A 25,712-nucleotide genomic window follows, 5' to 3' on the forward strand; every position below is an offset into this window, starting at 1 on the left:
CCACGTCCTTGGGGATCATGTCGCCTACGGTCCAGGTGAACGTCTCCCAGAGCCACGTATCCTCGCGTTCGATGTAGTCGTCCTCGTCGAGGATGGCGTATTCGTCCTCGATGTAGCGTTCCGCGCCGAACATGATCGCGGCGGCGATGGTGGGGGTCTGCTCCCAACCGTGGAACATGGGCATCTCGTAGAAGATCTCGACCTCGAGCCCGTCGCGGACCTCGCGGCAGTTCTCACCGAGCTCGTCGATGATGGTCTCGCATGTCTTGAGATTCGATTCGTCGATCGCGTTCTCGGCCGAGCCGAAGAACGTGGCGCATCCGGCGGTGTCCGCACGGTCGCGGGCCCAGCGGTCCAGTGCCTCGCGGTCGTAGGCGCATGGGGCGAGGATGCTGAACGCGGCCTCGAGCGTCGCGTCGGATGGGGTGAAGTCCTCCTCTTCCATGTTCCAGCGTGCATAGTCCCGGTCGATCAAAGTCTTTGCCGTGGCGATGGCGTCCATCATGGGTGTTCCTTTCCGTCGGGCCTTTGGAATCAGGCCGTGTGTTTTTTCTTGGTGACCTGCTGGTCAGCGAGAGCGTTACCCGGCGCAGCGGGTTCCGTCATAGGCGACGCGCGAGGGGCGGCGCAGCCGCTCCCCCGCGTGCTCGCGTTGACGGGTTCCGACCGCCGGGTATGCTCGGCTGGCCTGCCAGCAGGTCACCAAGAAACAAAAGGGCCCCACGCCCATAGGGCGTGAGGCCGGTATCGCGTCGGACGAAGTCCGACTCCACACGGGGATGGGCGTCCGCCGCCCCGCGGCGGTCCATGTGCTTCGACAGGAAAGGGAGTTTGAGGGAAGACCGTGGGTGGTCTTCCCTCACGGCCGTCGCGACCGCGAACCCCATATGAGGGGTTCCGGGAGCGACGGCCCGTTCCCGCGCCCGGGCCGCGCCGGGACCGGAGTCTGCCGGCGCGGCCGGGTGTCATTGGACGATGATGTGGGTGTCGGTCAGGGTGAAGGTTTCGGGGTGGGCGAACATGCGGGTGTAGCGTTCGGTCTGCTTGTCGGTCAGGCTCTCGTCCTCGCCGGTTGAGGGGTTGTATCCGGTGATGAGGAAGGTTCCGGCGATGATCTCGTAGATGTCGCCGTTTCTGTCGTGTAGGGCGCGGTTGAGGGGCAGTCCGTTGAGTTTGCCTTCCTCGTTGCAGTAGAGGGATACGTCGTCGGCGATGGGGACGCTTTCGATGTATCCGTCGACGATGTGCTGTTTGGCTTCGAGGGTGTCGGGGATCTCGGCGGTGCGGGGCGGTCGGCCGGGTTCGATAATGATGGCGTTGATGGTTTTCATGGGGTTTTCCTTTGTCTGGCTGGGTTTTATCGGGTGGCGTCGCGGTTGAGCAGTCCGCGTAGGTCGTCGATGTAGTCGAGTGCGATACGGCGGGATTGTTCGATGGTTTCGATGCGGTCGTTTTTGTTGTGCTGGTGCCATGCGATGGCGGCGGTGACTCGTGCGGTGCGGTATCCGATGTCGGCGAGCATTTGTTCTATGCCGGCGTCGGTCCATGTGGTCCAGTCGGCGTCTGGGCCGCTGTCGGGTTCGTTACGCCCGGTGATGATGGGGGCGGGCATGGTGTGTTCCTTTCCGTGGGGTGCCGCGCCCCACAGGGGCGCGGCCGGTTGTGGTTTAGCGTTCGAGCTGGTCGGCGGTGATGTGCTGGTCGATCATGGCGAGGATGATCGCGGGCAGCGTTTCGGTCTGGTCGATGATGAGGGCTTCGAGCGCGCGTCGGACGGCGTTCGTGGTGTCGTCGTCCGCCCATGCGAGGTAGGCGGCGGTGGCGAGGGGGCCGGCGCTGGTTTTGGTGTTTTTTGTGGCTTCGGCCATGGATTCGGCGAGGCGGCGGGTGCGGGTGAGTGCGTCGGTGTGTTCGGGGGCTTGGGTCATGAGGCGGGCGACGATGGTTCTGGACTGTTCGTCGGTGTGGGTGCCGATGTGGGTCAGGTCATGGTCGCTGGTGTCGGGGTGCATGGCGGCGAGAATGGTCATGTCGCGGTTGGCATGGCTGGCGGTGATGAGGTCGGCGGCCCATGCGAGTTCGTCCGTGGCGATGGTCTCGCCCTGCTGTGCGCGGCGGATGATGGACAGCAGTCGGCCGGTGATGTCGCGTCGGATGTCGTTGATGGCCTTGGTGGCGTTTTCCGGGGTGAGGGTTGCGGTGGTCATGGTGTGTTCCTTTCCTTGGGGTGCCGGCCCCGTGTGGGGCCGGCGGTGTTTCCGGTGTGGTGGTCAGCGGGTTTCCGCGTCGTGGCGGGCGAGGGCTTCGAGTGCCGGGGTCCGGTATGGTGCGGTGAATCGCATGAGGCGGCTTGTGGTGTTGTGGGGGCCGAAGGTGGTTTCGATGCCGGTGGGTTCGATGATGCCGGCGCGTTCCATCTCGCTGGTCGCGTAGAGGTTGTTGTGGTTTTCCCAGAAGGTCAGTTCGTCGGCCGTGGCCTGTCCGATGTTCTGGCTGATCGGTGAGATGTCGTCCTGTTCGGGGTCGGTGTTGATGATGCGGACGGCGAGTCCGTTGCCGGCCTTGTATCGGGTGATTTCGATGTGGTAGGTGTCGAGTCCGTTCGGGATGCCTCCCTTGTCGGGGTCGCCGTGCCATGTCGCGCCGCGGGTGGCGTCCAGTTCGTTCCTGTCCTCGTGGGACATGGCTCCCAGTGCGCGGTCGAACACGTACCAGTCGATGGTGGCTGTGACGGCTTTTCCGTTGATGGTGAGGGTCTGCATGGTGGTGTTCCTTTCCGTCGGGCCTTGGAATCAGGCCGTGTGTTTTTTCTTGGTGACCTGCTGGTCAGCGAGAGCGTTACCCGGCGCAGCGGGTTCCGTCATAGGCGACGCGCGAGGGGCGGCGCAGCCGCTCCCCCGCGTGCTCGCGTTGACGGGTTCCGACCGCCGGGTATGCTCGGCTGGCCTGCCAGCAGGTCACCAAGAAACAAAAGGGCCCCACGCCCATAGGGCGTGAGGCCGGTATCGCGTCGGACGAAGTCCGACTCCACACGGGGATGACCGTCCGCCGCCCCTGCGGCGGTCCGTTTCCCTCCTGTCGGTGTCGTGTCGCGGGAATGAGGACGGCGGGTCAAACCGTGGCGGCGCCGTCAGGCGTCTCCCGGTTTGACGCGCTCGGCCGCGTCCTCATCCCGCGGCGCGGCACCGATGGAGACACTGTCCCGGCCCGTCAGGGGCGGGTCCTTTTCCGCCGGCCGTGTGCGTGCCGGCGGTGGGATGGTGGGTGGGGACGGCCCCCGGCGCGTTGGATGCGCGCCGGGGGCCGGTCGTCATGGTCGCCAGTCGGGGATGCCTGTCTGGGCGTACTCGTCGTAGTCGTATCCGTTGGCTTCGAGGTCGTCGATGGCGGTCTGGTAGCCGAGTTCGTATGGGAGGGTCCATTCGGCGGGGTCCATCCACCATGTGTTGGAGACGCTGACGCCGTCGGTGAGGGCCTGTTCACCGGTGAGCCATCGGATCTCGCCCTGGCCGGTGATGAGCGCGAATTTGCCGTTCACGCCATCGGTGAGGTCGGCTTCGCCGTTCTGCCATGCGTCGATGGCGTTACGGCTGTCGGAGTCATATGGGCCGTGCGTGTGGGCGTGGGCGATGCCGTTGTGGGCCATCCATCCGGTCTCCCCGTTCGGCAACGTGTAGGGGAACGGGTGGGTGTTCTCGAGGCATACAGCGCCGTGGGTGGCGAGTCTGAAGTGGATGAGCGCGGCGCCGTTTTCGATGGCCTGCCAGTTGGCGTGGATGTAGGCGAGCAGCTGGTGGTTGTCCGGGTGCCGGTGGACGTGGAGGCGGTGTCCGTCGTGCCATGCGATGCCGGCGCCGTCCGGGTTGGTCTGGCTCATGAGGGCGAGGCTGACGGGGTCGGGCATGTGGCCGGGTTGGGCGGTGACGATGACGCACATGTCAGTGGTTCCTCCTTCCGTTCGCGGCGTCTACGAGGTGTTGGATGGCGTGGACCTTGTGGTCGGTGGCCTGTCGGGCCTGCACGTACGCCATGCGTCTGATGTCGGTCTCCTTGAGGCTGTGCAGGGGGTGGTGCTGGAAGAATCGCCACATGGCGTGCACCCATGTCAGGGCGGGTCTGAGCTGGTGGGCGGAGTAGGAGTTCCATGCGCCGAAGGTGCGTAGTTCGATGGTTTCGGGGTGGTCGTCGTTGACGGCGGTGCATTTGCCGTGGTAGGCGTCGTGGCGCAACTCGCACCATCGGTTCTCGTTGGTGGCGTGGCGCATGTTGAGGTCGATGGTCTGGGCGTGGTCGATGCCGGTCAGGGCGTGGTACCAGCGGGCCGGGGTCTGGCGTTCGGTGCGGCGGATGTGGATGTGGCCTCCGGCGCATTCGCCGCATCCGCCCGGTTCGATGCCCGCGATGAGGGTTTCGAGCTCGTCCATGGTCTCCGTGTCCCATGGGAGGGGCTGGGTCTGGTATTCCATGCCGCCATCGCATAGGCTCTGGTCGGGTTTCCATCCCGCGATGAGCCGGCTGTCTCGCAACGGCTCCGAGTCGTGGTGGCCGTCGATCTCGATTTCGAGACCGTAGGTGTAGGCGTGTTCGGCGTGGGGCACTCCCTCGTAGGGGTCGCGGTAGTCGGGTTCGGTGTTCCAGCAGTCCTCGCAGACGCAGTGCCCTTCGATGTCGTCCCATTCGACGCAGTCGGGACAGTAGATGTCGCCGCATCGGTCGCACACCTCGACGCAGTCGGCGCACAGGTGGGTGAGGCAGCGTTCGCATATCCGCTGGCAGTTGTCGCAGCATTCTCCGCCGCATCGCTCGCATGTCTCGATGCAGTCGGGGCATAGGACGTCGTCGCATCGGTCGCACCGTCTCATGCAGTCCTCGCAGCATCCGTTGCCGCAGCAGTCGCAGGTGCGCATGGTGTCGGGTGGCCATGGGGTGCCGCATGAGTCGCAGATGACGGTGGTGGTCTCGGTGTCGTCGGTCATGGTGTTCGCTCCTTCGTATCGCTTTCCGTGCCGGACGATGACCGGCGGCGCGTGCGTCCGTTCGCATGGCAAGGCGCGTGGACCGCACCACGGCAGGGGTGTGGCGGTGGAGGGCGGAGGAGTCGGAGGGGGCGTGCACGGGCCGTCGGCCGGCCCGTGCGATACTGCCCCGGAGACGGGGGAGCCCGGAGCCGCCCGGAGGGGACACGCGCATCCTTGCCATGCGGGCGGGCGTGCGCGATGCTGGGCGTCGGCCGGCACCCCGCGCCCGGCCGTTCCCTTTCATGCGGGTTCTCGCGCGCCCGGGCCGCGACGGTACGAGCGGCATGGGCCCTGGGCCATCCCCTCACGGGGATGGATCCACGGCGCGCGACGAAAAGCGAAGCCAGGCTCCCCTGAATGATTGCGTTCACCACCAGTGGTGGTGTAGACTGGATGCAGAAACACCACCGGTGGTGGTGTATCGGATCGCGGAAAGGAGTGGAAACGATGACGGGATCGACGATGCCGTTGAGGATGCGCGGGAAGGCGGATTTCCGGGCGCTCAGGGAGAAGCTGGGCGTGACGCAGCCGCTGCTGGCGAAGCGCATGCATCGGGACGTTCGTACGGTGAAGGCATGGGAGGATCCGAGGTTCCATTACGGGCCGCCGCGCGAGGCGTGGGACTGGCTGCAGGACCTGGAGATGGACATGTGGCGCAGCGTGGCCAGGACGGTCGCGGACGCCGAGGAGCGGCGCCGGGAGGCGCGCGAGGCCGGACGGGCCGACCCGGTGGTCTCGCTGCCCTATTTCCGCCATCAGATGGAGTACGAGAGCGTCGGCGCTCCTCTGGGATGGTTCCGTCTGGCGAACGCGGTGTCGGCCAGGGCCGGCGACGAGCTGAACGCGAAGGGGTTCAGCGTCGACTACGAGTATCCCTCCGGCGTGGAGAACTGACGGGGGCGACGGTTGACGCCGCCGGAAGCCATATGATATCCTTGTACAGGAAGTTGTACAATATGGATTGCGGGAGGTCATCATGGTGCAGGCGGTGGCGTACAGCACGTTCCGACAGAACCTCAAGGCGTACATGAGGAGGGTGAACGAGGATTCGGACACTCTGCTGGTCACGAACACGAACCCGGACGACAATGTCGTGGTCATGGGCGTCGACGACTATGACGCGCTGATGGAGACGCTGCGCATCTACGAGAATCCATACCTGCGCGGCAAGATCCTCCGCGGTCTGGAGCAGGTTCGTTCCGGCCGCGTCGAGGAGCATGGGCTCGTCGACGATGGAGAGTGATCGATGCTGCTGTGCTGGACCGAGGACGCATGGAACGACTATTTGTACTGGCAGGGGCAGGATCGTCGTACGTTGAAGCGGATCAATACTCTCGTCCGCGACATGATGAGGTCGCCGTTCGAGGGGATCGGCAAGCCCGAGCCGTTGAAGTGGGGCCTGTCGGGCGCATGGTCGAGGCGGATCGACGCGGCCAACCGCATCGTGTACACCGTCGACCGTGACCGGCTTGTCATCCTGTCGGCGCGGGATCATTACTCCGACTGATCCGTAGAGGAGTGAGGAATGGGAGGGGCCCTGCGGTCCCTCCGTTTTTGGTTCTTTCCCTATTGCGGTATTGGGGTATCGCGGTCTATCGGGCGGCCTTGATCAGCTCTTCGAGGCGGCTGTCGGGCATGGGCACGTAGGCCATGGTGGTTTCGATGCTGGCGTGGCCCAGGCCTGCGGATACCAGGTAGATGTCGTGCGTGGCCTCGTATCCGCGGGTTGCCCATCGGGTGCGGAGCTTGTGTCCGCTCCAGCCGTCGGGCAGGAGCCTGGATACGTGCTTGCCGATGTAGCTCGAGCTGGCGTGGCCGCCGAATCGTCCGGGGAACAGGTAGCCGTTGCTTTCCTTGATCCGCTCGGCGATGTCGAGCGGAATGGGCAGTATTCGCTGCTTGCTGCCCTTGCCGTGAACCACAAGTCTGGGCATGTGCTCGATGCCGTCCGAGCTTGCGGGCGGGTCGATGATGTCGTTGCTGTGGATCTTGCAGACTTCCTGGCGTCTCAGACCGACCTCCGCCATGAGTCGGATCATAAGCCGGTCGATGTCGTTGGCCCTGGCCTTGGCGGCCGCGATGTATTCCTCGGGGCAGGGTCTGGGATGAGGCTTCGGCGGCCTGATGGACGGCAGTCCGTCCGCGGGATTATCAGGCCGACCCTGATGAGTCTGCAGCCACTCGAAGTATTTGCGCACGGCGGCTCGAGCGGATTTGCGGGTTTCCTCCCGCCAGTCCTGGTCGGCGTACCAGCGCAGCAGCTCCGCTGCGCTGACGGTCATGGGGTCTCCGCCGAGGTCGCGTGCCAGCTTGGATAGCTGGCATCGTCGTGTGGATCTGGTGTCGTCGGACTGGCCGGCGGCGCGGAGGTAGGAGAGATACTGTTTGATGGACTCGCGCCATGGCTCCGGCGCGTTTATCTGTGTTTGTTTTGCCATGCCCAATCATGCAGGGCGTGATGTCATGCCACTCTCGTGATCACGACGCCTCCTCGACGGCCTTCATCATCGTCGTTTTCCTCATCCACGATTGTCGTATCGCATAACCCAGAGGTCCATGGTTCAAATCCATGCCCCGCTACCAACGAAGACCGGAAATCGAAAGGTTTCCGGTCTTTTTGTTTTTCACGCGCATCTATCCGCTCTTCACAGCGCCAATCGGAAGAAAAATCGGTGCAAAAACGGGCATTTGGCGCTGTGAAAACCAAATCCGGGGGCTACACGACCGGATTTGGTAGTCGAAACGAACTTGGTAGTCGAAACGACACAATGTGAGCGCAAACAATCGCCGTACGTGTCCCGTTTCGACTACCAAATCGGCTTACGTCCCGTTTCGACTACCAAATCGTCTCAGACCAAGCACCGACTACTTCGCGTACTGCTCCGGGTTCTTGTCGAATGCGGCGGCGCAGCCGGCACCGCAGAAGTAATAGGTCTTGCCGTTGTACTCGCGCTTGGCCGCGGCGGTGGCCGGGTTCACGCTCATGCCGCAGATCGGATCGGTCTCGCTGCCGCCCGCACCGGCACCCGCGTGGTGCATGCCATGCGCGTGCATATCCATGCCGTGCATATCGTGCGCGCCGGCGTCCTGCGAATCGTTCTTCCTGCTGAAGAGTCCCATGATGGTTCCTTTCCTTGTATTGGCTTTCATTTTCCTTGCGGAAATCCTGTATGGCCGCACGCGTTCGGGGCTGAACGCGCGCAGACGGTTGGCGTTGGTCACCACGGACAGCGACGAGAACGCCATGGCGGCACCGGCGATCATCGGATTGAGCAGCATGCCGGTGAACGGATAAAGCACGCCGGCGGCCACCGGAATGCCGATGCCGTTGTATCCGAACGCGAATCCCAGATTCTGCCCGATGTTGCGCATGGTGGCGTGCGCCAGATCGATGGCGGTGACCACGCCGGCCAGACTGCCGTTCATCAGCGTGATGTCGGCGGATTCGATGGCCACGTCGGTGCCGCCGCCGATCGCGAATCCGACGTTCGCCCGCACGAGTGCCGGAGCGTCGTTGATGCCGTCACCGACCATGGCCACCACGTGCCCATCGGCCTGCAGCCGAGCGATCTCGTCGGCCTTGGCGTCGGGACGCACTTCGGCGATCACATGATCGACGCCCACGTCGTGCGCAATGGCCCGGGCGGTGTCCTGATTGTCGCCGGTGAGCATGACCACGTCGATACCGCGCGCACGCAGCGCCGCGATGGCCTGCTTCGAGTCGGGCTTGACGGTGTCGGCCACGGCGATCACGGCTGCGAGCAGCCCGTCGACCGCCATGAGCATGGGCGTATGGCCAAGCGCCGCATGACGGTCGATCGAAGCGAACACGTCGTCGACGGACTCCCCCGCCGCATCCGGCATGCCCACGTCGTGGTCGTCCACAAGTTCGGCGTTACCAACGATCACGACATGGCCGCGCACGGTCGCGACGATGCCGCGGCCCGGAATCGCGGTGAATTCCGCGGCATCGTCAGCACCGTCATCCGAGCCGGCACCGACGGCGTCGATCCCCGCAACGGCTGAACCTTCATCCGCCGCCCGCACGATCGCCGCGGCCAGCGGATGCTCGGAATTGCGTTCCGCATCCGCGGCGAGCGCCAGCAGCTCCCCTTCTCGTCCGTGCCATGCGCCGAACACATCGAATCCGACGAGTTGCGGCGTGCCTTGGGTGATGGTTCCGGTCTTGTCGAGCACGACGGTGTCTACGTCGGCGGCGGTTTCGAGCGCCTGTGCGGATCGGACGAGGATGCCGAGCGTGGCGGCCTTGCCGGTAGCGATGGTGATGGACAGCGGCGTGGCGAGTCCGAGTGCGCACGGGCATGCGATGACGAGTACGGATACGGCGGAGACGAGCGCGTGCACGATCTTCGGTTCGGGGCCGAACACCCACCAGAATGCGCATGCCCAGATGGCGATGAGCACGACGGCGGGTACGAATATGGCGGAGACCCGGTCGGCGAGTCGTTGCACGGGGGCCTTGGAGCTTTGCGCGGTTTTGACGAGGGCGACGATCTGCGCGAGTACGGTGTCGGCGCCGATGCGTGTGGCGCGGTAGCGGAAGGTTCCGGTGCCGTTGACGGTGGCGCCGGTGACTTGGCTGCCGGCGGCTTTTTCCACGGGTATGGATTCGCCGGTGACCATGGATTCGTCGACGGATGAGTTGCCGGAGATGACTTCGCCGTCCACGGGCAGCTTGTCGCCGGGGCGGATCACCACGATGTCTCCCACGTGTACGTCGTCGACGGGGATTTCCGTGATCACACCGTCGCGTTCCACTCGTGCGGTTTTCGGTTTGAGTCCGATGAGTGCGCGGACGGCTTCGCCGGTGCCGGCTCTGGCGTGCGCTTCGAGGAGTTGCCCGACGAGCATGAGGGTGATGATGGTGCCGACGGCTTCGTAGTAGGGTTCGCGTACGTCTTGCGGCAGCAGGTTCGGTGCCGCGGTGACGACGAGCGAGTAGAGGAACGCGGCGGCCGTGCCCACGGAGACGAGGGCGTTCATTTCCGGTGCGCGGTGGATGATGGCCGACCATCCGGTGGCGTAGATGGGTCGTCCGGAGTAGACGATCACGGGCAGGATGAGCAGCAGCTGCCAGATGGGCGCCAGATGATAGAGGTGGAACATTGCCGAAAGAAACACGGGTAGCGTGAAGACCGCGGCCACGATGAGTCGCATGCGCAGGGTGCGGATCTCGCGTGCGGCGTTCTCCTCTTCGTCGGTCAGCGTTGATTCGGCTGGATTCTGTCCGGCGGGTGCGGCATTGTTCGCGCCGTCCGCAGCCGCGGTATCGGCGTGGCCCGCCGCGCCCGCATTGTCCGACGCGTTCTTCGCATGTTCCGAGTTCGCCGCAGCCGTCATCCTCGCCGCCGATGAATGTTTCCCCGGCAGTATGTGCAGCGTACCGTGCAGCATGTTCATGCCGCATGCGAATCCGTATTCGCCCGGTTCGTTTGGTGTGATCGTCAGCGTGGTGGTGCGGAATGCCGGCAGCGCTTGGTCCACGCCGAAGTCGGGGAAGACGACGTGTGACGAGCATTCGCCGCCTTCCTGACGGTCGAAGACGAGTCGTAGCGGGGTGCCGGCCTCCGCCTCGATCACGGCCGGATCGTATCCGCCCTTGACGGCGACGACGATCTCCTGCACGCCGTCGGCCATGACGGCTCGTGCGGCCTTGCGTGGCGCGAGGAAGAACCAGAGTACGCCCGCGCTGACGAGCGCCGCGACGCCGAGTGCGATCACGATGATCATTCGTCTTCCTTTCGTTTGCACGATGGTTCGTCGATAACCATATACCCCATGGGGGTATAATTGCAAGAGCGATATTCCTTATTTACCCGGAGAAGAATCATGACCAACGACGTCGTCAGTGCCACAGACAACACCACCGACGAGACCACGAATGGCGCCTGCTGCGGATGCCACGATCACACCGACCGCAGCGGCAACGGCGCCGATTCCAACGCTCATGGAGATGCGGACCACAACACGCACGGCTATATCCAGGACCAGAAGAAGATCGTCGCCCGGCTCAGCCGCATCGAGGGACAGGTGCGCGGCATCAAGCAGATGGCGCAGAACGGAGACTACTGCATCGATATCCTCACGCAGATCTCGGCCGCGAACAGCGCGCTGAGGTCCGTGGCGCTGCTGCTGCTCGACGACCATCTCAGCCACTGCGTCAAGCAGGCCAGCGCGCAAGGCGATCAGGTGGCCGATGACAAGCTCAAAGAGGCCAGCGCCGCCATCGCGCGCCTGGTGAAGTCATAGACAGTGAAGTACCAGCCGACGCGCGCCGGCAATGCACTCCGCAGAAAACAGGGCAATGCAGAACGACGGGCAATATGGAAATGGCGAACGCCCGCAGGCATTCGCCATTCATGCATTTATGCGCGAGGTACCCCGAATCAATTGGCACGCAACGCCACACCGTCGTGGAATCGCACGCCGCATCCCGAAAGACCAGACGATCCGGGGCGGCCGATCACCAGTGGTTGGCGCCGGGGCCCTCGAACTTCACGTTGAAGCCACGCTCGTAGTGCAGGAACATGTTGGCGCCGTAGCGGTCCACGTCGCGGTGGGTGAACAGCATACGGATGGCGAACGCGGTCTGCACGTCGGCCGGCAGGGCGCGGAACGCCTTGTAGGCGTCCCAGCCATCGGCGGCAATGGCCTGATCGGAAACGAAGGCGTAGCCGTAGCCGTCCTCGTTCACATAACCGAGGAAGGGCAGATCCCATGCGTCGTGCTCGGTGAGCGCGGCCTTGTAGTCCTCCACCTTGGCCAGCGCCTCGTCGGAGATGCCGAAGGAGCGCGCCACCTCGTTCGCGGCCGCGGTCTTGCGGTCGGCATAGGCGCCGTAGAGCGAGGTATCGACGACAATCTGCTTGTTGTCCGCCATAAGTCATCCTTTCTGTATGCATGCTCCCCAGTGAGGCACATACATGTCACATCCACGTTAGATGTAACAAAAAATGTCACACCCATTGTGATTTTTTCATCGTGCGCACCATCGTTTACCGAAGATTCGCACATGACACACAGTACGCCCATACAGCCGCGATTATCCAGTCGTTTCATGGAGTTGCAACGTTTTATTTTCCATTTCGTAATGACGCACGTTCTAATGACCACCACGCACGTTCTAATTCGAAATCGAACATTTTTCATGTTCATTTTCGATGTTCAAAGTTATGAAATGGTTACCCGCATGCTACGAAACGACGACCGTTGCCCAAAAACCGTGAAATTGCAACGCTGCATGGCGACTCACCACTTACAATGGCGGTATGACTGAAACAAGTAGTACCCAAGTCACATCAGCCGCAGCGGAGACTGCAGCTGAGGAAGCAGAGAAGAACTCCTCCACCACCCGCAAGGGTGCGACCCGCCGTAGGGCCAAGTCCGCGTCAACGACGACCAGGAAGGCCGCCGGTACCCGTAAGCGCCGTAGCACCAAGGCCGTTCCGGCCGACACCCCCGACGCACTGATTCCGGCTCCCGTGCTCGAGATCACCGATCCCAGCCAGTTCGGCCGCATCAACGTGCTCGACGTCACCCCGAACGAGGAATGCGGCGTCTACCCCGCCCGCGTGGAACTCGGCGAGCAGTTCACCGTCACCGCGCAGGTCTTCATCGAGGGCCGCGCCAAGGTGGGCGCCACCGCCGTGCTGCACACGCCGCGCGGACGCGCCGCCGCCAGCCGCACCATGACCTGCGTGAACCCCGGCCTCGACCGCTGGACCTGCGAGATGCAGGTCGGCGAGCACTCCGACGTGCTGCCGTGGGAGGACGGCTTCGCGGCCGTCAAGCGCCAGCTGGGCAACTGGTCCCTCGTTGTGGAAGGCTGGGAGGATTCGTTCGCCACCTGGCTGCATGACGCCAAGATCAAGGTGAAGGTCCACGACTCCGACGTGGAGAACGCGCTCGACGAGGGCGCCGAACTGCTCGGCCGCTGGGCCAAGACCCGCGACGCCGGTCTGAACGCCGACCAGAAGAAGGTGCTGCAGGCCGCGTCCGAGACCCTGGCGAACAAGGAGCTCACCCCGGTCGAGCGTCTTGCCGCCGCCGACAACGACGAGATCGCCGCACTGCACGACTCCAACCCGCTGCGCGACGGCGTGAGCCCGTCCCGCCCGGTGAAGCTGCTCGTACAGCGCCCCAAGTCGAGCTTCGCCGCCTGGTACCAGTTCTTCCCGCGCTCCGAAGGCGCCTACGTGGATCAGGAGACCGGCAAGATCGTGCAGGGCACGCTCAGGACCTCCGTCTCCGGACTGGAACGCGCCAAGGCCGAGGGCTTCGACATCGTCTACCTGCCTCCGATCTTCCCGATCGGCGTGACCAACCGCAAGGGCCGCAACAACACGCTGGTGGCCGGCCCCGACGATCCGGGCTCGCCGTTCGGCATCGGCTCCACCGAGGGCGGCCACGACACCGTGGACCCGCTGCTCGGCACCATGGACGACTTCAAGGCGCTCGTCGCCAAGGCCCACGAGCTGGGTCTGGAGATCGCGCTTGACTTCGCCCTGCAGTGCTCGCCCGACCACCCGTGGGTCAAGGAGCACCCGAACTGGTTCCGCCACAAGCCGGACGGCACCATCGCCTTCGCCGAGAACCCGCCGAAGAAGTATCAGGACATCTACCCGATCGACTTCAACGCCGACATGGAGGGCATCGAGAAGGAAGTCGTGCGCCTGATGAACCTGTGGATCGACGCCGGCGTGACGGTGTTCCGCGTGGACAACCCGCACACCAAGCCCGTGCGCTTCTGGCAGGACGTGATCGCCACCGTCACCAAGAAGCACCCCGAGGTGCTGTTCCTGGCCGAAGCGTTCACCCGCCCGGGCATGATGCGCGCGCTGAGCTACGCCGGCTTCACCCAGTCCCACTGCTACTTCCCCTGGCGCAACACCAAGGAGGAACTCGAGGAGTATCTGGGCGAGACCAACAGCGACGACGCCTTCTACCAGCACAACACGTTCTGGCCCACCACGCCGGATATCCTCACCGCCTACGTGCGTGACAACGGCATCGCCGGTCACGCCGTGCGCGCCGTGCTGGCCTCGATGGGCAGCCCGAGCTGGGGCATCTACAACGGCTTCGAGCTGATCGAGAACCGCCAGCGCCCCGGATTCGAGGAGCAGATCGACAACGAGAAGTACGAGATCAAGGTTCGCGACTGGTCCAAGGCCGATGAGTACGGCATCGCCGAAATGCTCACCAGCCTCAACCGCATCCGCCGCGAGCACCCGGCCACGCGCAGCTACCACAACCTCACGGTGCTACGCAGCTCCGATCCGAACATCCTCGCGTTCGCTCGCCACACGCCGGCCGAGTTCACCGGCACCGGCAAGCCGGACACGCTGATCGTGGTGGTGAACCTGGACGGCCACAACGCCCACCAGTCGCTCATCCACCTCGAGCTGGGCGACCTCGGCCTGCCCACCGATCAGGGCGTGGCGCTGAAGGACGAGCTGACCGGCCGCGAGTTCACCTGGGGCTGGGACAACTTCGTCTCGCTCGCCCCGTGGGCCGACGTGGCGCACGTGCTCAGCGTCCAGTACTGACGCACAGTCGGCGCTGATCTCCCGAGGAGTCAGCCGCCTACAGGCTCATGTACTCATATGCTCCCTCCGTGGGAGGGAGCTGGCCGCCGTCAGGCGGACTGAGGGAGGGATCCGCACCATCCAGCGTGCGGATCCCTCCCTTTGTCATGACGGCCGTCATGACATCTCCCTCCCCGGAGGGAGAACACAGGTATGGAAGCATCACGCAACCGGTACCCCCATCCATGCCATTCTGCGGTATCCTTGGTTGCGGTAACACAATAATGTCAACTCGTTGAAGGAGACAGACATGGCAGAGACGTTCAACGTCGTCGTCGAGATCCCGCGCGGATCCAAGAACAAGTACGAAGTGGACCACGAGACCGGTCGCGTGTTCCTGGATCGTGAGCTGTTCACGGCCATGGGCTACCCGGATGACTACGGCTACATCGACGGCACCCTGGGTGAGGACGGCGATCCGCTCGACGCCCTGGTGATGATCCCGAACTCCGTGTTCCCGGGCTGCGTGGTCGAGTGCCGCGCCGTCGGCCTGTACCACATGGTCGACGAGGCCGGTGGCGACGACAAGGTGCTGTGCGTGCCCGCCGACGTCCGTTACGACAACATCAAGGACATCGACGACGTCTCCGAGTTCCACAAGGCCGAGATCAAGCACTTCTTCGAGCAGTACAAGGCTCTGGAGCCCGGCAAGGAAGTTCTGCCCGGCGACTACTGGACCGGCGTGGACAAGGCCGAGGCCGAGATCAAGGCCGCTCGCGAGCGTCTGGCCGCTTCCGAGGAGAAGTGATCCAGGCCGCATCACGCGGCATCAGCCTGTTCGAGTCGTTCCTCTAGTGTGATCGCACCAAGAGAACGGCTCGAACGATAAGGCATCATCAACACGAGGGCGCATCCCGAATGCGGGGTGCGCCCTCTGCTATCATCGCGTTTTGTAATTCGCGAGAGACAGACGAACGGCATTCATCCGAATTCAAAGCCATCCGACGGCCCGCTTTTCAAGGCCGCGGCATCTGGCAGTTTGCTGTGTCATCGTTTCGTCAAGGCGTAGGCCCGCCCCAGAGGCGGTGTCGAGGCCCATTCCGACGATCGGCCGTGTTCCGAGCCACGCATGCCAATGCACGTCGGAATGAACCTTCAAAGGATCATCAGTGATCGTTGAGATTCTTCTTATTGCCGTTTCCGTGTCCATGGACGCGTTCGCCGTCGCCATCGGCAAGGGACTGACGGTCAGGCACGTCACCGGTCGTCAGCGCGCCACCGTGGGCCTGTGGTTCGGCGGCTTCCAGGCACTGTTCCCGTTGCTTGGCTATTTCGCCGCATCCACGTTCAGCAAGTATGTCACCGAGGTGGACCACTGGATCATCTTCCTGCTGCTGGCGCTGATCGGCGGCAACATGGTGCGCGAGGCGTTCGGCGAGGACGAGGAGAACGAGCACGAAAACGCGGCGTTCGACTGGCGTCATATGCTGCCGCTGGCGATCGCCACGAGCATCGACGCGTTCGCCGTCGGCGTGAGCTTCGCGTTCATGCCGATCAACATCGTGTTCGCCGTGATCGTAATCGGCGTGACCACCGGCCTGTTCTCGGCCGCCGGTCTGAGCATCGGCAACGTGTTCGGCTCGCGCTGGCAGAAGCCTGCGCAGATCGCCGGCGGTCTGGTGCTGATTCTGATCGGTCTGAAAGTGCTGCTCGAGCATCTCGGCATGCTGCCGTGGTGATCGGCAAGACCGCACGCACACAAAAGCCCCGCTTCGGCGGGGCTTTTTCATTGACGACTATGTATTATCGATCACAGCATCAGATGCGCCACGAGCGCGGCCACGTACACCGCGTATCCGAGCAGCATGACCGGCATCACGCCCATGCCCAGCCACGAGTATGCGGACGGACCGTCGATCTCGTTCCACCAGGATCCGGAGGCGACGAGCAGCAGCACGCCCAGCGCGATGACCACGACGAGCAGCACCAGGGCGATCCACGAACCGTCGGGAGCGGAGAGCAGACCGTGCATCAGGGACGGCAGGAACAGCCAGCAGGCCGCTCCGAGCGCGCACGCCGACACGATCAATCCGGTCGACATCGACACGATCAGATGACTGCGGTCCTTACGCCACATCTGATGGCCGAACGACGCGATGATGATCACCAGGAACGCGACGATCATAAACCACGACCATCGCGTGAACGTGGCGGTGGAATCGGGAATGCCACCCGGCACGATAAACACCACGGCGGCGGCGAACACGATCACGGCGAGCGCCCGGGAGAACACCGTCTGGGTGACGCCGTTCGCGAACGGCCATGCCACGATCATGACAGCCACGGCGAGCGCGGCCAGTACGCCGGATGCGATGACGCCGGCCTGGGTCAGTGCGCCGAGTCCGCCGACGAGGCCGATCAGCAGCGCGTAGGCGGCGATCTGGGTGACGGCCACGGCGAGCTGTCCGCGGCGGGTCACGTCCGATTCCGTGCCGTGCACGCGGGTGCCGTCCTCTTCGTCGATCTCGTGCTTCTGGCTGTCCTGGTTGCCCATGATCGCATCCTCCCGCATCGATGATTCACACTTCACTGTGGAACATGTTCTCACTATGTCTATCCACAGCTTATCCGCAGACGGGGTATGGGTCCGTCACTCCCTCAAGTGAATGCCGATGGAAATCGCCGGTAATGGCGGCTTTGTCCTATGGATACGACACGACCGTCCCAAATGTTGAACCGTGTTTCCCATACCGGGTCTTCTGCCTTATAAAGAAGGAAAATAATCTAACAAAAGGCGTAACGAAAGTTACAAGATTGCGGTCGTGCACGATAACATCCGCTTTGTACAATGAAGGATGTTGTTGTTCAGGCCCGTCGGGGCCAGGAATCGGGGAGACTACAGTGACGGATTTGACATTGATGACAATGGCGGAAAATCCAGCGTCCGTACTGCCTTCCCTTGCATTGCTCTCCCATCGCGTGCGAGTGCTGCCCATGGATGCTGCGTCGCTCGTGAAAATGCCCGAAAACACGATTCTTTTCCTTGACGCGCGCGATGATCTCGCCACCGCCAAGACGCTGTGCCGTCTGATCCACGCCTCCGGCCTGTCCACGCCGATCGTGCTGGTGCTCACCGAAGGCGGATTCACCGTGGTCACCTCGCAGTGGGGCATCTCCGACGTGGTGGTCGCCACCGCCTCGCCCGCCGAGGTCGAGGCCCGTCTGCGTCTCGTCTCCGAACGCGGAAATTCGTTCTCGTCGGCCTCCCCCGCGCGGCAGAGCAACGATCAACCGCAGGAGGGGCAGATCCGTTCCGGCGACCTGGTGGTGGACACCAACGGCTACACGGCGTCGCTGCACGGGCATCCCATCGATCTGGCTTACAAGGAATTCGAACTGCTCAAGTATCTGGTGCAGCACCCCGGCCGCGTGTTCACCCGCGCCCAGCTGCTGCAGGAGGTGTGGGGCTACGACTACTACGGCGGCACCCGCACCGTTGACGTGCACATCCGTAGGCTGCGCGCCAAGCTCGGCGGCGAATACGAGCATCTGATCGGCACCGTACGCAACGTGGGCTACCGCTTCGACCCGCCGGAGGACGACGAGCAGGACGAAAGCGCCAAGGCCGCAGCCGCAGCAGCCAAGCCCGTCTCCGACTGACCGCGCCGCGCACGAGGTCAGGGCGTTCGGATAAACCGGATCCCATGGCACGAGAGACGAAAACCGCGCGCATCCGGCGCATGCACAGCGAATACCGGATCCTCTGCGACGAGATCCCCGAAGCCGTGTGCGCACTGCACTTCTCCAACCCACTGGAACTCATCGTCGCCACCGTGCTCAGCGCGCAGACCACCGACAAGCGCGTCAACTCCGTCACCGGAGAACTGTTCGCCGCCTACCCCGACGCCGAGGACTACGCCAACGCGAACATCGAAGACATCGAACGCATCATCCGCCCGCTCGGCTTCTACCACTCCAAGGCCAAACACCTGATCGGACTCGGCCAGGCGCTCGCCGAACGATTCAACTCCGAAGTGCCCCACACCATGGAGGAGCTCGTCACCCTACCCGGCGTAGGCCGCAAAACCGCCAACGTGGTGCTCGGCAACGCGTTCGGCATCCCCGGATTCCCCGTGGACACCCACGTGACGCGCGTGACCGGCCGACTGCGCTGGCGCACCGACTGGAACACCAAGCACCCCGACCCAGTGAAGATCGAAAAGGAGATCTGCGCCTGCTTCCCGCCCGAGGAATGGACGAACCTGAGCCACCGGCTCATCCTGTTCGGCCGGGCCACCTGCCACGCGCGCAAACCCGACTGCGGCAACTGCCCGCTCGCCGACACCTGCCCGTCCTTCGCCGTATGAACAGACAGGCCGAACGCCCCGTCGAACGCCCGACCGACCGAAAACCAGCCCCCGCGGACCGTCACCGAGTATGGTGGTAGACATGCGCAGAGCACAGTCGGACCAGCACAGCACGGCACCCCAGGCATTCCCCCCGGTAGGCCCATCGATCGGAAACCCATCGGAGGACCTTCCAGACCAAGGCCGACAGCCCCAGCCGCTCTCCCGCCGCGCTCGCCGTCAGTCCGAGCATGCGCTGACGACCGGCGGAGTCAAATCCGTGATCGTTTTTCTTGTGGCACTGCTGGTGTTCGGCTGCGGCGGATACGCCGCGTACTCGATGATCGTGAATCGTTCCGCGCCCAGTCTGCCAATTCCCGGAGCCGCGCCGGGCGGGTCGATCACGATCGGCCTGACCACCGCTCCCGAGTCTCTTGACATCCGCAAACAGGACGGCGACGCCGTGGCGCAGGCATTGCTCGGCAACGTATACGAGACGCTCGTTCAACGCGGCGAGGACAACACCGCCCAGCCCGGCATCGCCAAATCATGGGATGTGTCGGACGACGGACTGTCGTACACGTTCCATCTGGCCGACGGCGTGACATTCTCCAACGGCGACCAGCTCAACGCCGACGACGTGGTCTACTCGCTGCAGCAGACCCTGCAGAAGCAGTACGTGGGGGCCAGTGACCTGACCAATCTGGCGTCAGTCAAGACCGCCGGCAGCTCCACCGTGGTCATCAAGCTTTCCGAACCCATGCCGCAACTGCCGTGGGTACTTTCCGGCCGTGCCGGCATCATCTACGACGAGACCGCGAAGGTCAACTACACCACCAACGCGATCGGATCCGGACCGTTCACCGTGGAATCATGGAAGAAGGGCGAACCGATCACGCTCAAGGCCAACACGTCGTACTGGGGCACCAAGGCGAAGATCGGCACGGTCGTACTGAAATACTTCGACGACGCCACCGCCGCAGCCAGCGAACTGAAGTCCGGCGACGTCCAGGCACTCATGCCCACCGACGCCACGAACGCGAACGATCTGAAGACGCAGGACGGCATCACCGTGGCACAGACCGAAAGCACCCGCAAGGTGGTGCTCGGCTTCAACAGCTCCGCCGACTCCCTGTTCTCCGACGCCCGCGTACGCCAGAGCGCGCGCATGGCCATCGACAAGAACGCGATCGTGCAGGCCAACGGCGCCGCCGAAACGCTGGGAGGGCCGATTCCCAAACTCGATCCGGGATACGAGGACCTGACCAGCCTGTATCCACTCGATCAGGCGAAGGCGAAGAGCCTGGTCAGCTACTTCCGACTGCGCACGATGAAGCTCGTCTACCCGTCGTCGCTGGGCGAGCAGATCGGCCAGACGATCAAGAACGATCTCGCCGCCGCGGGCATCCCCGTCGAGGTGAGCATGGTCGACGACGCCACCTGGCAGCAGACCGTGGTGCAGGACAAGCAGTTCGACCTGACGATCTATACCATGGACTCCAGCCATGACGCGGGCGACTTCGTGGCGCGCGACAACTTCCTGCAGTACACGAACGCCGAGGTGGAGAGCCTGTACGCGCAGGCGCAGGCCGCCACGACCAACGACGACTACGCGAACCGGCTCAAGGAGTACGCGCGCAAGCTCAGCGAGGACTCCCCCGCCGACTGGCTGTACGTGGAACGCCCGTGGGTGGCGTACAAGTCCACCGTGAAGGGCCTGCCCACCGCCATGGTCGACTGCTACCTCCCCCTCGCCAACGTCACCGTCGGATAGTCGATCTCCTTGTCGATCCGTCGTCGTTGAGCTCGTCGGTCGGGCACCTCATCCGTCGGCCTACGGCCGCCACCTTCCCCTCAAGGGGAAGGAATAAAAGTGGGATTCTGCCTTCCCCTCGAGGCTGAGCCGTAGAGGAGACAGTCCAGTGGACTGTCTCTAGGCGAAGGCGCGTCGATAGGCGCGCAAAACAAGATGTCGACCGTAGGTCGTCAACTCTTGCAGGACGAAGGTGGCACGCGAAGCGTGACGGATGAGGTGCCCGACCGACAACATCAATAAGCGCAACCTCCCTCGATCATTCCTTGTCACACAGCGTTTCTAAACTGGCGCGTATGACTGATAATGCTGAAGGCGCCATCAGCGCGCATCTCACCGCCCTGCCCGACCGTGTGGGCGTGGACGGTCTCGAAGACAAGTGGACGAAGGCGTGGAACGACGCCCAGACCTACAAGTTCGGTAACACCCGCGACCGCAAGGCCGTCTACTCCATCGACACCCCGCCGCCCACCGTCTCCGGCCATCTGCATGTGGGCCATGTGTTCTCCTACACCCACACCGACGTCATCGCCCGCTACAAGCGCATGCGCGGCTTCGACGTGTTCTACCCGATGGGCTGGGACGACAACGGTCTGCCCACCGAGCGTCGTGTGCAGAACTACTATGGCGTGCGCGTGGATACGTCCCTGAAGTACGATCCCGACTTCAAGCCGCCGTTCGAGGGCACCGAGGGCAAGAAGATCCAGGCCAAGGATCAGGTGCCCTGCTCCCGTCAGAACTTCATCGAGCTGTGCGAGAAGCTCACCGCCCAGGACGAGAAGCAGTTCGAGGCGCTGTGGCGTGAACTCGGCCTGTCGATCGACTGGTCGCAGACCTACCACACCATCGGCGAGCACCCGCGCCGCGTGGCCCAGAAGGCGTTCCTGCGCAACCTCGCCCGCGGCGAGGCCTACCAGAAGGACGCCCCCGGCCTGTGGGACGTGACCTTCCAGACCGCCGTGGCCCAGGCCGAGCTTGAGAGCCGCGAGTACGACGGCTTCTACCACAAAATCGCTTTCCGCTTCGAGGACGGCACCCCGATCTACATCGAGACCACCCGTCCCGAGCTGCTGGCCGCCTGTGGCGCGCTGATCGCGCACCCGGACGACGAACGCTACAAGAAGTACTTCGGCCAGTACGTGTACTCCCCGCTGTTCAAGGTCAAGGTGCCGATTCTGGCGCACAAGGCCGCCGAAATGGACAAGGGCGCCGGCATCGCCATGTGCTGCACGTTCGGTGATGTGACCGACGTCGAGTGGTGGCGCGACCTGAACCTGCCCACCCGTTCGATCATCCAGCGCAACGGCCGCATCATCATGAACGTGCCGGACTGGATCACCGACGAGGGCGGCAAGGCCATCTTCGAGGAGACCGAGGGCAAGACCACGTTCTCCGCCCGCAAGATCATCGTCGACCACCTGCGTGAGTCCGGCGATATGGATGGCGAGCCGAAGCCCACCAAGCGTATGACGAACTTCTACGAGAAGGGCGACAAGCCGCTCGAGATCGTCACCTCCCGTCAGTGGTACCTGAAGAACGGCGGCACCGACGAGAAGCTGAACGCCGAGCTGATCGAGCGCGGCAAGGAGCTCAACTTCCACCCCGACTTCATGCGCGTGCGCTACGAGAACTGGGTGCACGGCCTGAACGGCGACTGGCTGATCTCCCGCCAGCGCTTCTTCGGCGTGCCGTTCCCGCTGTGGTACCCGGTGAAGGAGGACGGTTCCGCCGACTACGATCACCCGATCACGCCGAGCGAGGACATCCTGCCGATCGATCCGACCACCGACGTGCCGGCCGGCTACACCGAGGACCAGCGTGACGTGCCCGGCGGCTTCACCGCCGAGAACGACATCATGGACACGTGGGCGACCTCCTCGCTCACCCCGCAGATCGTGACCCGCTGGGAGGAGCCCGGCGAGGAGAACCAGGCGATCCACGCGGCCACGTTCCCGATGGATCTGCGTCCGCAGGGTCAGGACATCATCCGCACCTGGCTGTTCAGCACCGTGGACCGCGCCCACCTGGAGAACCACTGCCTGCCGTGGGCCCACGCCACGCTCTCCGGCTGGATCCTGGATCCCGACCACAAGAAGATGTCGAAGTCCAAGGGCAACGTGGTGGTGCCCAACGAGCCGCTGAAGAAGTTCGGCGCCGACGCCGTGCGCTACTGGGCCGCGGCCGCCCGTCTGGGTCTGGACGCCACGTACGACGAGGGCCAGATGAAGATCGGCCGCCGTCTGGCGATCAAGCTGCTCAACGCCACCAAGTTCGCGCTGGCCATCGGCCGTGAGGACGAGAACCATCACGTGGGTTCGGCCGCCGAGGCCACGTGGAACCCGACCGACGTGACCGAGCCGCTGGACCGAGCCGCCATGGCCAAGATGGCGTTCGTGGTGCGCACCGCCACCGAGGCGCTCGAATCCTACGAACACTCCAAGGCGCTGGAGATCATCGAGAGCTACTTCTGGCAGTTCTGCGACGACTACATCGAGCTGGTGAAGAACCGCGCCTACGGCACGCCGGATGAGCACGGCCGCACCCCGAGCGAGGCCGCGGTGCTGTCCGCGCGCACTGCGCTGGGTCTGGGTCTGGACGCGTTCGCCCGCCTGCTCGCCCCGTACCTGCCGTACGCCACGGAAGAGGTGTGGCACTGGATGCACGACGGCGAAGGCTCCGTGCACCGCGCCGCCTGGCCGACGCCGGAACCGTACGTGATCGCCGCCTCCGGCGTCTCCCCCGAGACGCTGGCCTGGGCCGGTCGCGCCGTGGAGCAGCTGCGCAAGATCAAGTCCGAGGCCAAGGTCTCCATGAAGACCCCGATCCTGTCCGTGGCGCTGTCCGCGGCCGCCGACGGTGTGAACGCGATCCGTTCCGCCATCGACGACATCGCGCAGGCCGGTCGCGTGGTCGGCAAGTTCGATCTGGTCGAAAAGCACGCCGAAGAGGCCTCCGCCTCCGATGACGGCTCCGACGAGACCGTGATCATCGCCGCCAGCGAACTCGGCGAGCCCCCGGCCAAGAAGCCCAAGAAGAAGTAACCCCTTCTCAAGGCCATAACGGATCTGGTTCCCCTCACTGAGGGGAGCCGATCTGTTTTGGGCATCAACTCCAAAAACCAGCCCTCACGTACGAATTCTCTGATCAACCATTCCCGATCCACTCGCGGCAAACTCCAAAAAAGACAGCCTCATCCACCACCAATCATCTTCCCCGCACCGCAAGCCAAGCCCCCCTGCAACCATTGGCAACAAATTACGTAGCAAAAACTCATCAGACAAATAGTGGTGCCATGCAGAGTCGCACAGAAAAAAGACCTTCGATCGCAGTGGTGGACAACGATCCCTACACCTTGGAGATGTTGTCTACAGTAATACGAGAACGGTTCTCCGCATTCGATCTTGCTTGGACTACCACGCGCGGATCCACGGCCGTTTCGCGCTGTCTAGACAAGGATTCCCGCCCAAGTCTGCTTCTCGTAGACATGTCTCTCGGCGACCGCAGCGGCGTGCAGGTATGTCATGATATCCGCAAATCAGCCGCGCAGCCGGCCCTGCTCGCCATCACCTCCTTCACCCTTGAACGATACGCAGCCGAAGCCGCAAAAGCCGGCGCACAGGGCATTGTCCACAAAGAGTCAATATCCGACCTAGCTACATCGATTGCCGGAATCCTACATGACAATGTCATGACATTATCATTGCATAATGGCACTGTCGTTGTATTTGAGACTGCACCAAAAGCCCATGTCCGGCTTCGATCTGAGAAAAGCAACAAGCCAAAATTAACTGCCGTAGAAACAGAAGTAATCAAACGTTGCATGAAAGGTGAATCCTATATAGAAATCGGTCGAACCATGCATGTTACACCATCCACGGTTCGTTCTTATATCCATCGGCTTAATAAAAAACTCGGAGCCCGTACCCTCAGTCAGGCCATAGCAATATGGATCAGGCAGCAGGAGGATTTCATTGGAATCTTTGACTAATTTTCCTCATATCCTGATACGAGTTATTCGTAATGCCATCAGCGAATTCTGTGTTCCACCACAATTCACAACAAAGCAACGAAATATTCATATTGTAGCCGCGGTCATTAGCGCTATATCAAGTACCGCACTGCCTTTATATATGCATCTACAAGGAGATCTTCCGCCGCATACCTTGTGGTTTTATCTTTTATTCGCCGTAGTCACTCTCACCATTCCCATCAGTCCCAAGCCCGCGATTAGCACACTTATCGTACTGTTCAACATTGCCACGATTTCAAATAACGGACTGTTTGCATCATCACTGTTTTGGACGATACTATTGGGATTCGCCTTACTAGTCTACAATCAAACCAATCTGGGAATCTGTATTACATTCCTTATGTGCACGCTTACGGTTGATTGTTACCAAACGGCTATAGAATCAACAGTACAATTAGCCATTGCTAAAATATTCAATAATCTTCTTTACTATGCTGCCGCCTGTTGCATACCTCTTCTAGTTCTCCAACAGGAAAAAAACATTTCCCTCGTCAAGCAGCAGCAGCAAATGGATCAACAGCAACAAAAAATTGAGCATCTGCAACACAACGCAGCTGTCGCAAATGCTCTTCATGATTCAACGACCGAAGCACTGTCATATATTGTCATCGCAAGCGAACAGATATCAAACAAAAGCACGTCAATACAATCAGACTTGTATCATCATATTCAAGAGAATGCACTGAAAGCATTAGCCGGAACTCGCGATGCAATCCGTACACTATCAGCAGATACAGAATCCGATACTCCAGATGTGTATCCAGCACGCACTTTAACCGAAAATAACGTGAGCAGGTTACTACACGAAGAACAAACTTCGCTAATCAATCTTGGATTCCGCGGCGATGTCGCATATCAAGGAACGTTTGGACATGCGCCTTCCAAAAAATCCATGGCAATTACTGCTTTACTTATTAAAGAGTTATTTGCCAATATTCTTCGGCATGCTGACCCAAATCT

Annotated in this window: 24 protein-coding genes; 13 read left to right on the top strand and 11 right to left on the bottom strand. The window is 62.6% G+C overall.

All coding sequences use genetic code 11. The features are described 5' to 3' along the window. The 7 genes from Tam10B_RS08505 to Tam10B_RS08530 form a co-directional block, all read right to left on the bottom strand. The coding region (locus Tam10B_RS08505; RefSeq protein ID WP_143248608.1) for a hypothetical protein at nt 1-505 on the bottom strand (505 nt) is incomplete at its 3' end. A gap of 460 nt (nt 506-965) precedes the next feature. Further along, the gene (locus Tam10B_RS13270; protein WP_158214177.1) at nt 966-1,331 is read right to left on the bottom strand and encodes a DUF3846 domain-containing protein; all 366 of its coding nucleotides are present in this window, start codon (nt 1,329-1,331) and stop codon (nt 966-968) included. A 26-nt stretch (nt 1,332-1,357) separates the two neighbouring features. Beyond that, a complete protein-coding gene (locus Tam10B_RS13275) occupies nt 1,358-1,612 on the bottom strand; it encodes a hypothetical protein (protein ID WP_158214178.1) in 255 nt (84 codons plus the stop codon). A 55-nt stretch (nt 1,613-1,667) separates the two neighbouring features. Then, nucleotides 1,668-2,207: a hypothetical protein gene (locus tag Tam10B_RS08515; RefSeq protein WP_093960825.1), complete on the bottom strand. Its 540-nt coding sequence runs from the start codon at nt 2,205-2,207 to the stop codon at nt 1,668-1,670. A 63-nt stretch (nt 2,208-2,270) separates the two neighbouring features. Further along, the gene (locus Tam10B_RS08520; RefSeq protein WP_093960826.1) at nt 2,271-2,762 is read right to left on the bottom strand and encodes a hypothetical protein; all 492 of its coding nucleotides are present in this window, start codon (nt 2,760-2,762) and stop codon (nt 2,271-2,273) included. A gap of 548 nt (nt 2,763-3,310) precedes the next feature. Further along, nucleotides 3,311-3,937: a class II glutamine amidotransferase gene (locus Tam10B_RS08525; RefSeq protein ID WP_093960827.1), complete on the bottom strand. Its 627-nt coding sequence runs from the start codon at nt 3,935-3,937 to the stop codon at nt 3,311-3,313. A gap of 1 nt (nt 3,938) precedes the next feature. Continuing rightward, a complete protein-coding gene (locus tag Tam10B_RS08530; protein WP_198947566.1) occupies nt 3,939-4,976 on the bottom strand; it encodes a hypothetical protein in 1,038 nt (345 codons plus the stop codon). Between the two features lie 489 nt (nt 4,977-5,465). On the opposite strand from Tam10B_RS08530, the gene Tam10B_RS08535 reads away from it, so the two are divergent. The 3 genes from Tam10B_RS08535 to Tam10B_RS08545 all read left to right on the top strand — a co-directional run bounded on the left by Tam10B_RS08535 (nt 5,466) and on the right by Tam10B_RS08545 (nt 6,525). Beyond that, nucleotides 5,466-5,912, top strand: a complete 447-nt coding sequence (locus Tam10B_RS08535; RefSeq protein WP_093960828.1) for a helix-turn-helix domain-containing protein — start codon at nt 5,466-5,468, stop codon at nt 5,910-5,912. Between the two features lie 82 nt (nt 5,913-5,994). Then, nucleotides 5,995-6,261 carry a type II toxin-antitoxin system Phd/YefM family antitoxin gene (locus tag Tam10B_RS08540; protein WP_093960829.1) on the top strand — a complete coding sequence of 89 codons (267 nt, stop codon included), beginning with the start codon at nt 5,995-5,997 and terminating at the stop codon, nt 6,259-6,261. Between the two features lie 3 nt (nt 6,262-6,264). After that, on the top strand, nt 6,265-6,525 hold the full coding sequence (locus tag Tam10B_RS08545) for a Txe/YoeB family addiction module toxin (protein ID WP_093960830.1): 261 nt from the start codon (nt 6,265-6,267) through the stop codon (nt 6,523-6,525). A gap of 85 nt (nt 6,526-6,610) precedes the next feature. Here Tam10B_RS08545 and Tam10B_RS08550 read toward each other — a convergent pair whose 3' ends face one another. Further along, nucleotides 6,611-7,456 carry a tyrosine-type recombinase/integrase gene (locus Tam10B_RS08550; protein WP_093960831.1) on the bottom strand — a complete coding sequence of 282 codons (846 nt, stop codon included), beginning with the start codon at nt 7,454-7,456 and terminating at the stop codon, nt 6,611-6,613. 427 nt (nt 7,457-7,883) lie between these two features. Next, nucleotides 7,884-10,769 (bottom strand): heavy metal translocating P-type ATPase, encoded by a 2,886-nt coding sequence (locus tag Tam10B_RS08555; RefSeq protein ID WP_093960832.1) that lies wholly within the window; start codon nt 10,767-10,769, stop codon nt 7,884-7,886. 249 nt (nt 10,770-11,018) lie between these two features. On the opposite strand from Tam10B_RS08555, the gene Tam10B_RS13575 reads away from it, so the two are divergent. Next, nucleotides 11,019-11,288 carry a metal-sensitive transcriptional regulator gene (locus tag Tam10B_RS13575; RefSeq protein WP_233133667.1) on the top strand — a complete coding sequence of 90 codons (270 nt, stop codon included), beginning with the start codon at nt 11,019-11,021 and terminating at the stop codon, nt 11,286-11,288. Between the two features lie 214 nt (nt 11,289-11,502). Here Tam10B_RS13575 and Tam10B_RS08565 read toward each other — a convergent pair whose 3' ends face one another. Continuing rightward, nucleotides 11,503-11,919 (bottom strand): glycerophosphodiester phosphodiesterase, encoded by a 417-nt coding sequence (locus tag Tam10B_RS08565; protein WP_093960834.1) that lies wholly within the window; start codon nt 11,917-11,919, stop codon nt 11,503-11,505. Nucleotides 11,920-12,307: 388 nt separating this feature from the next. Here Tam10B_RS08565 and Tam10B_RS08570 point away from each other — a divergent pair, with 388 nt between their 5' ends. The 3 genes from Tam10B_RS08570 to Tam10B_RS08585 all read left to right on the top strand — a co-directional run bounded on the left by Tam10B_RS08570 (nt 12,308) and on the right by Tam10B_RS08585 (nt 16,302). After that, nucleotides 12,308-14,584, top strand: a complete 2,277-nt coding sequence (locus Tam10B_RS08570) for an alpha-1,4-glucan--maltose-1-phosphate maltosyltransferase (RefSeq protein ID WP_093960835.1) — start codon at nt 12,308-12,310, stop codon at nt 14,582-14,584. Between the two features lie 289 nt (nt 14,585-14,873). Further along, nucleotides 14,874-15,371 (top strand): inorganic diphosphatase, encoded by a 498-nt coding sequence (locus Tam10B_RS08580; protein WP_093960837.1) that lies wholly within the window; start codon nt 14,874-14,876, stop codon nt 15,369-15,371. Nucleotides 15,372-15,732: 361 nt separating this feature from the next. Then, the gene (locus Tam10B_RS08585) at nt 15,733-16,302 is read left to right on the top strand and encodes a manganese efflux pump MntP (protein WP_198947567.1); all 570 of its coding nucleotides are present in this window, start codon (nt 15,733-15,735) and stop codon (nt 16,300-16,302) included. A gap of 71 nt (nt 16,303-16,373) precedes the next feature. On the opposite strand, the gene Tam10B_RS08590 is transcribed toward Tam10B_RS08585, so the two are convergent. Next, the gene (locus Tam10B_RS08590; RefSeq protein ID WP_093960838.1) at nt 16,374-17,117 is read right to left on the bottom strand and encodes a hypothetical protein; all 744 of its coding nucleotides are present in this window, start codon (nt 17,115-17,117) and stop codon (nt 16,374-16,376) included. A 347-nt stretch (nt 17,118-17,464) separates the two neighbouring features. On the opposite strand from Tam10B_RS08590, the gene Tam10B_RS08595 reads away from it, so the two are divergent. The 6 genes from Tam10B_RS08595 to Tam10B_RS13000 all read left to right on the top strand — a co-directional run. Continuing rightward, nucleotides 17,465-18,223 (top strand): winged helix-turn-helix transcriptional regulator, encoded by a 759-nt coding sequence (locus Tam10B_RS08595; protein WP_093960839.1) that lies wholly within the window; start codon nt 17,465-17,467, stop codon nt 18,221-18,223. 44 nt (nt 18,224-18,267) lie between these two features. Further along, nucleotides 18,268-18,930 (top strand): endonuclease III, encoded by a 663-nt coding sequence (gene nth, locus Tam10B_RS08600; RefSeq protein WP_198947568.1) that lies wholly within the window; start codon nt 18,268-18,270, stop codon nt 18,928-18,930. A gap of 259 nt (nt 18,931-19,189) precedes the next feature. Next, nucleotides 19,190-20,683, top strand: coding sequence for an ABC transporter substrate-binding protein (locus Tam10B_RS08605; RefSeq protein WP_158214179.1), 1,494 nt, complete (start codon nt 19,190-19,192; stop codon nt 20,681-20,683). A 335-nt stretch (nt 20,684-21,018) separates the two neighbouring features. Beyond that, nucleotides 21,019-23,763 carry a valine--tRNA ligase gene (valS, locus tag Tam10B_RS08610; RefSeq protein WP_093960842.1) on the top strand — a complete coding sequence of 915 codons (2,745 nt, stop codon included), beginning with the start codon at nt 21,019-21,021 and terminating at the stop codon, nt 23,761-23,763. A gap of 251 nt (nt 23,764-24,014) precedes the next feature. After that, entirely contained in the window at nt 24,015-24,710 is a 696-nt protein-coding gene (locus Tam10B_RS08615; protein WP_093960843.1) for a response regulator, read from the top strand. Further along, nucleotides 24,694-25,712 (top strand): hypothetical protein (locus tag Tam10B_RS13000; RefSeq protein ID WP_143248611.1); only part of this gene is annotated, 1,019 nt, incomplete at its 3' end. The genes Tam10B_RS08615 and Tam10B_RS13000, both read left to right, overlap by 17 nt.

Source organism: Bifidobacterium vansinderenii (assembly GCF_002234915.1).
Taxonomy (GTDB): Bacteria; Actinomycetota; Actinomycetes; order Actinomycetales; family Bifidobacteriaceae; genus Galliscardovia; species Galliscardovia vansinderenii.

Excerpts from the sequence above, each read along its gene's own strand:
- Tam10B_RS13275 (WP_158214178.1), bottom strand. The coding sequence starts at position 1,612 with ATGCCCGCCCCCATCATCACCGGGCGTAACGAACCCGACAGCGGCCCA.
- Tam10B_RS08515 (WP_093960825.1), bottom strand. The coding sequence starts at position 2,207 with ATGACCACCGCAACCCTCACCCCGGAAAACGCCACCAAGGCCATCAAC.
- Tam10B_RS08545 (WP_093960830.1), top strand. The coding sequence starts at position 6,265 with ATGCTGCTGTGCTGGACCGAGGACGCATGGAACGACTATTTGTACTGG.
- Tam10B_RS08535 (WP_093960828.1), top strand. The coding sequence starts at position 5,466 with ATGACGGGATCGACGATGCCGTTGAGGATGCGCGGGAAGGCGGATTTC.
- Tam10B_RS08525 (WP_093960827.1), bottom strand. The coding sequence starts at position 3,937 with ATGTGCGTCATCGTCACCGCCCAACCCGGCCACATGCCCGACCCCGTC.
- Tam10B_RS08540 (WP_093960829.1), top strand. The coding sequence starts at position 5,995 with ATGGTGCAGGCGGTGGCGTACAGCACGTTCCGACAGAACCTCAAGGCG.
- Tam10B_RS08550 (WP_093960831.1), bottom strand. The coding sequence starts at position 7,456 with ATGGCAAAACAAACACAGATAAACGCGCCGGAGCCATGGCGCGAGTCC.
- Tam10B_RS13270 (WP_158214177.1), bottom strand. The coding sequence starts at position 1,331 with ATGAAAACCATCAACGCCATCATTATCGAACCCGGCCGACCGCCCCGC.
- Tam10B_RS08570 (WP_093960835.1), top strand. The coding sequence starts at position 12,308 with ATGACTGAAACAAGTAGTACCCAAGTCACATCAGCCGCAGCGGAGACT.
- Tam10B_RS08530 (WP_198947566.1), bottom strand. The coding sequence starts at position 4,976 with ATGACCGACGACACCGAGACCACCACCGTCATCTGCGACTCATGCGGC.
- Tam10B_RS08555 (WP_093960832.1), bottom strand. The coding sequence starts at position 10,769 with ATGATCATCGTGATCGCACTCGGCGTCGCGGCGCTCGTCAGCGCGGGC.
- Tam10B_RS08615 (WP_093960843.1), top strand. The coding sequence starts at position 24,015 with ATGCAGAGTCGCACAGAAAAAAGACCTTCGATCGCAGTGGTGGACAAC.
- valS (WP_093960842.1), top strand. The coding sequence starts at position 21,019 with ATGACTGATAATGCTGAAGGCGCCATCAGCGCGCATCTCACCGCCCTG.
- Tam10B_RS08520 (WP_093960826.1), bottom strand. The coding sequence starts at position 2,762 with ATGCAGACCCTCACCATCAACGGAAAAGCCGTCACAGCCACCATCGAC.
- nth (WP_198947568.1), top strand. The coding sequence starts at position 18,268 with ATGGCACGAGAGACGAAAACCGCGCGCATCCGGCGCATGCACAGCGAA.
- Tam10B_RS08580 (WP_093960837.1), top strand. The coding sequence starts at position 14,874 with ATGGCAGAGACGTTCAACGTCGTCGTCGAGATCCCGCGCGGATCCAAG.
- Tam10B_RS08590 (WP_093960838.1), bottom strand. The coding sequence starts at position 17,117 with ATGGGCAACCAGGACAGCCAGAAGCACGAGATCGACGAAGAGGACGGC.
- Tam10B_RS08565 (WP_093960834.1), bottom strand. The coding sequence starts at position 11,919 with ATGGCGGACAACAAGCAGATTGTCGTCGATACCTCGCTCTACGGCGCC.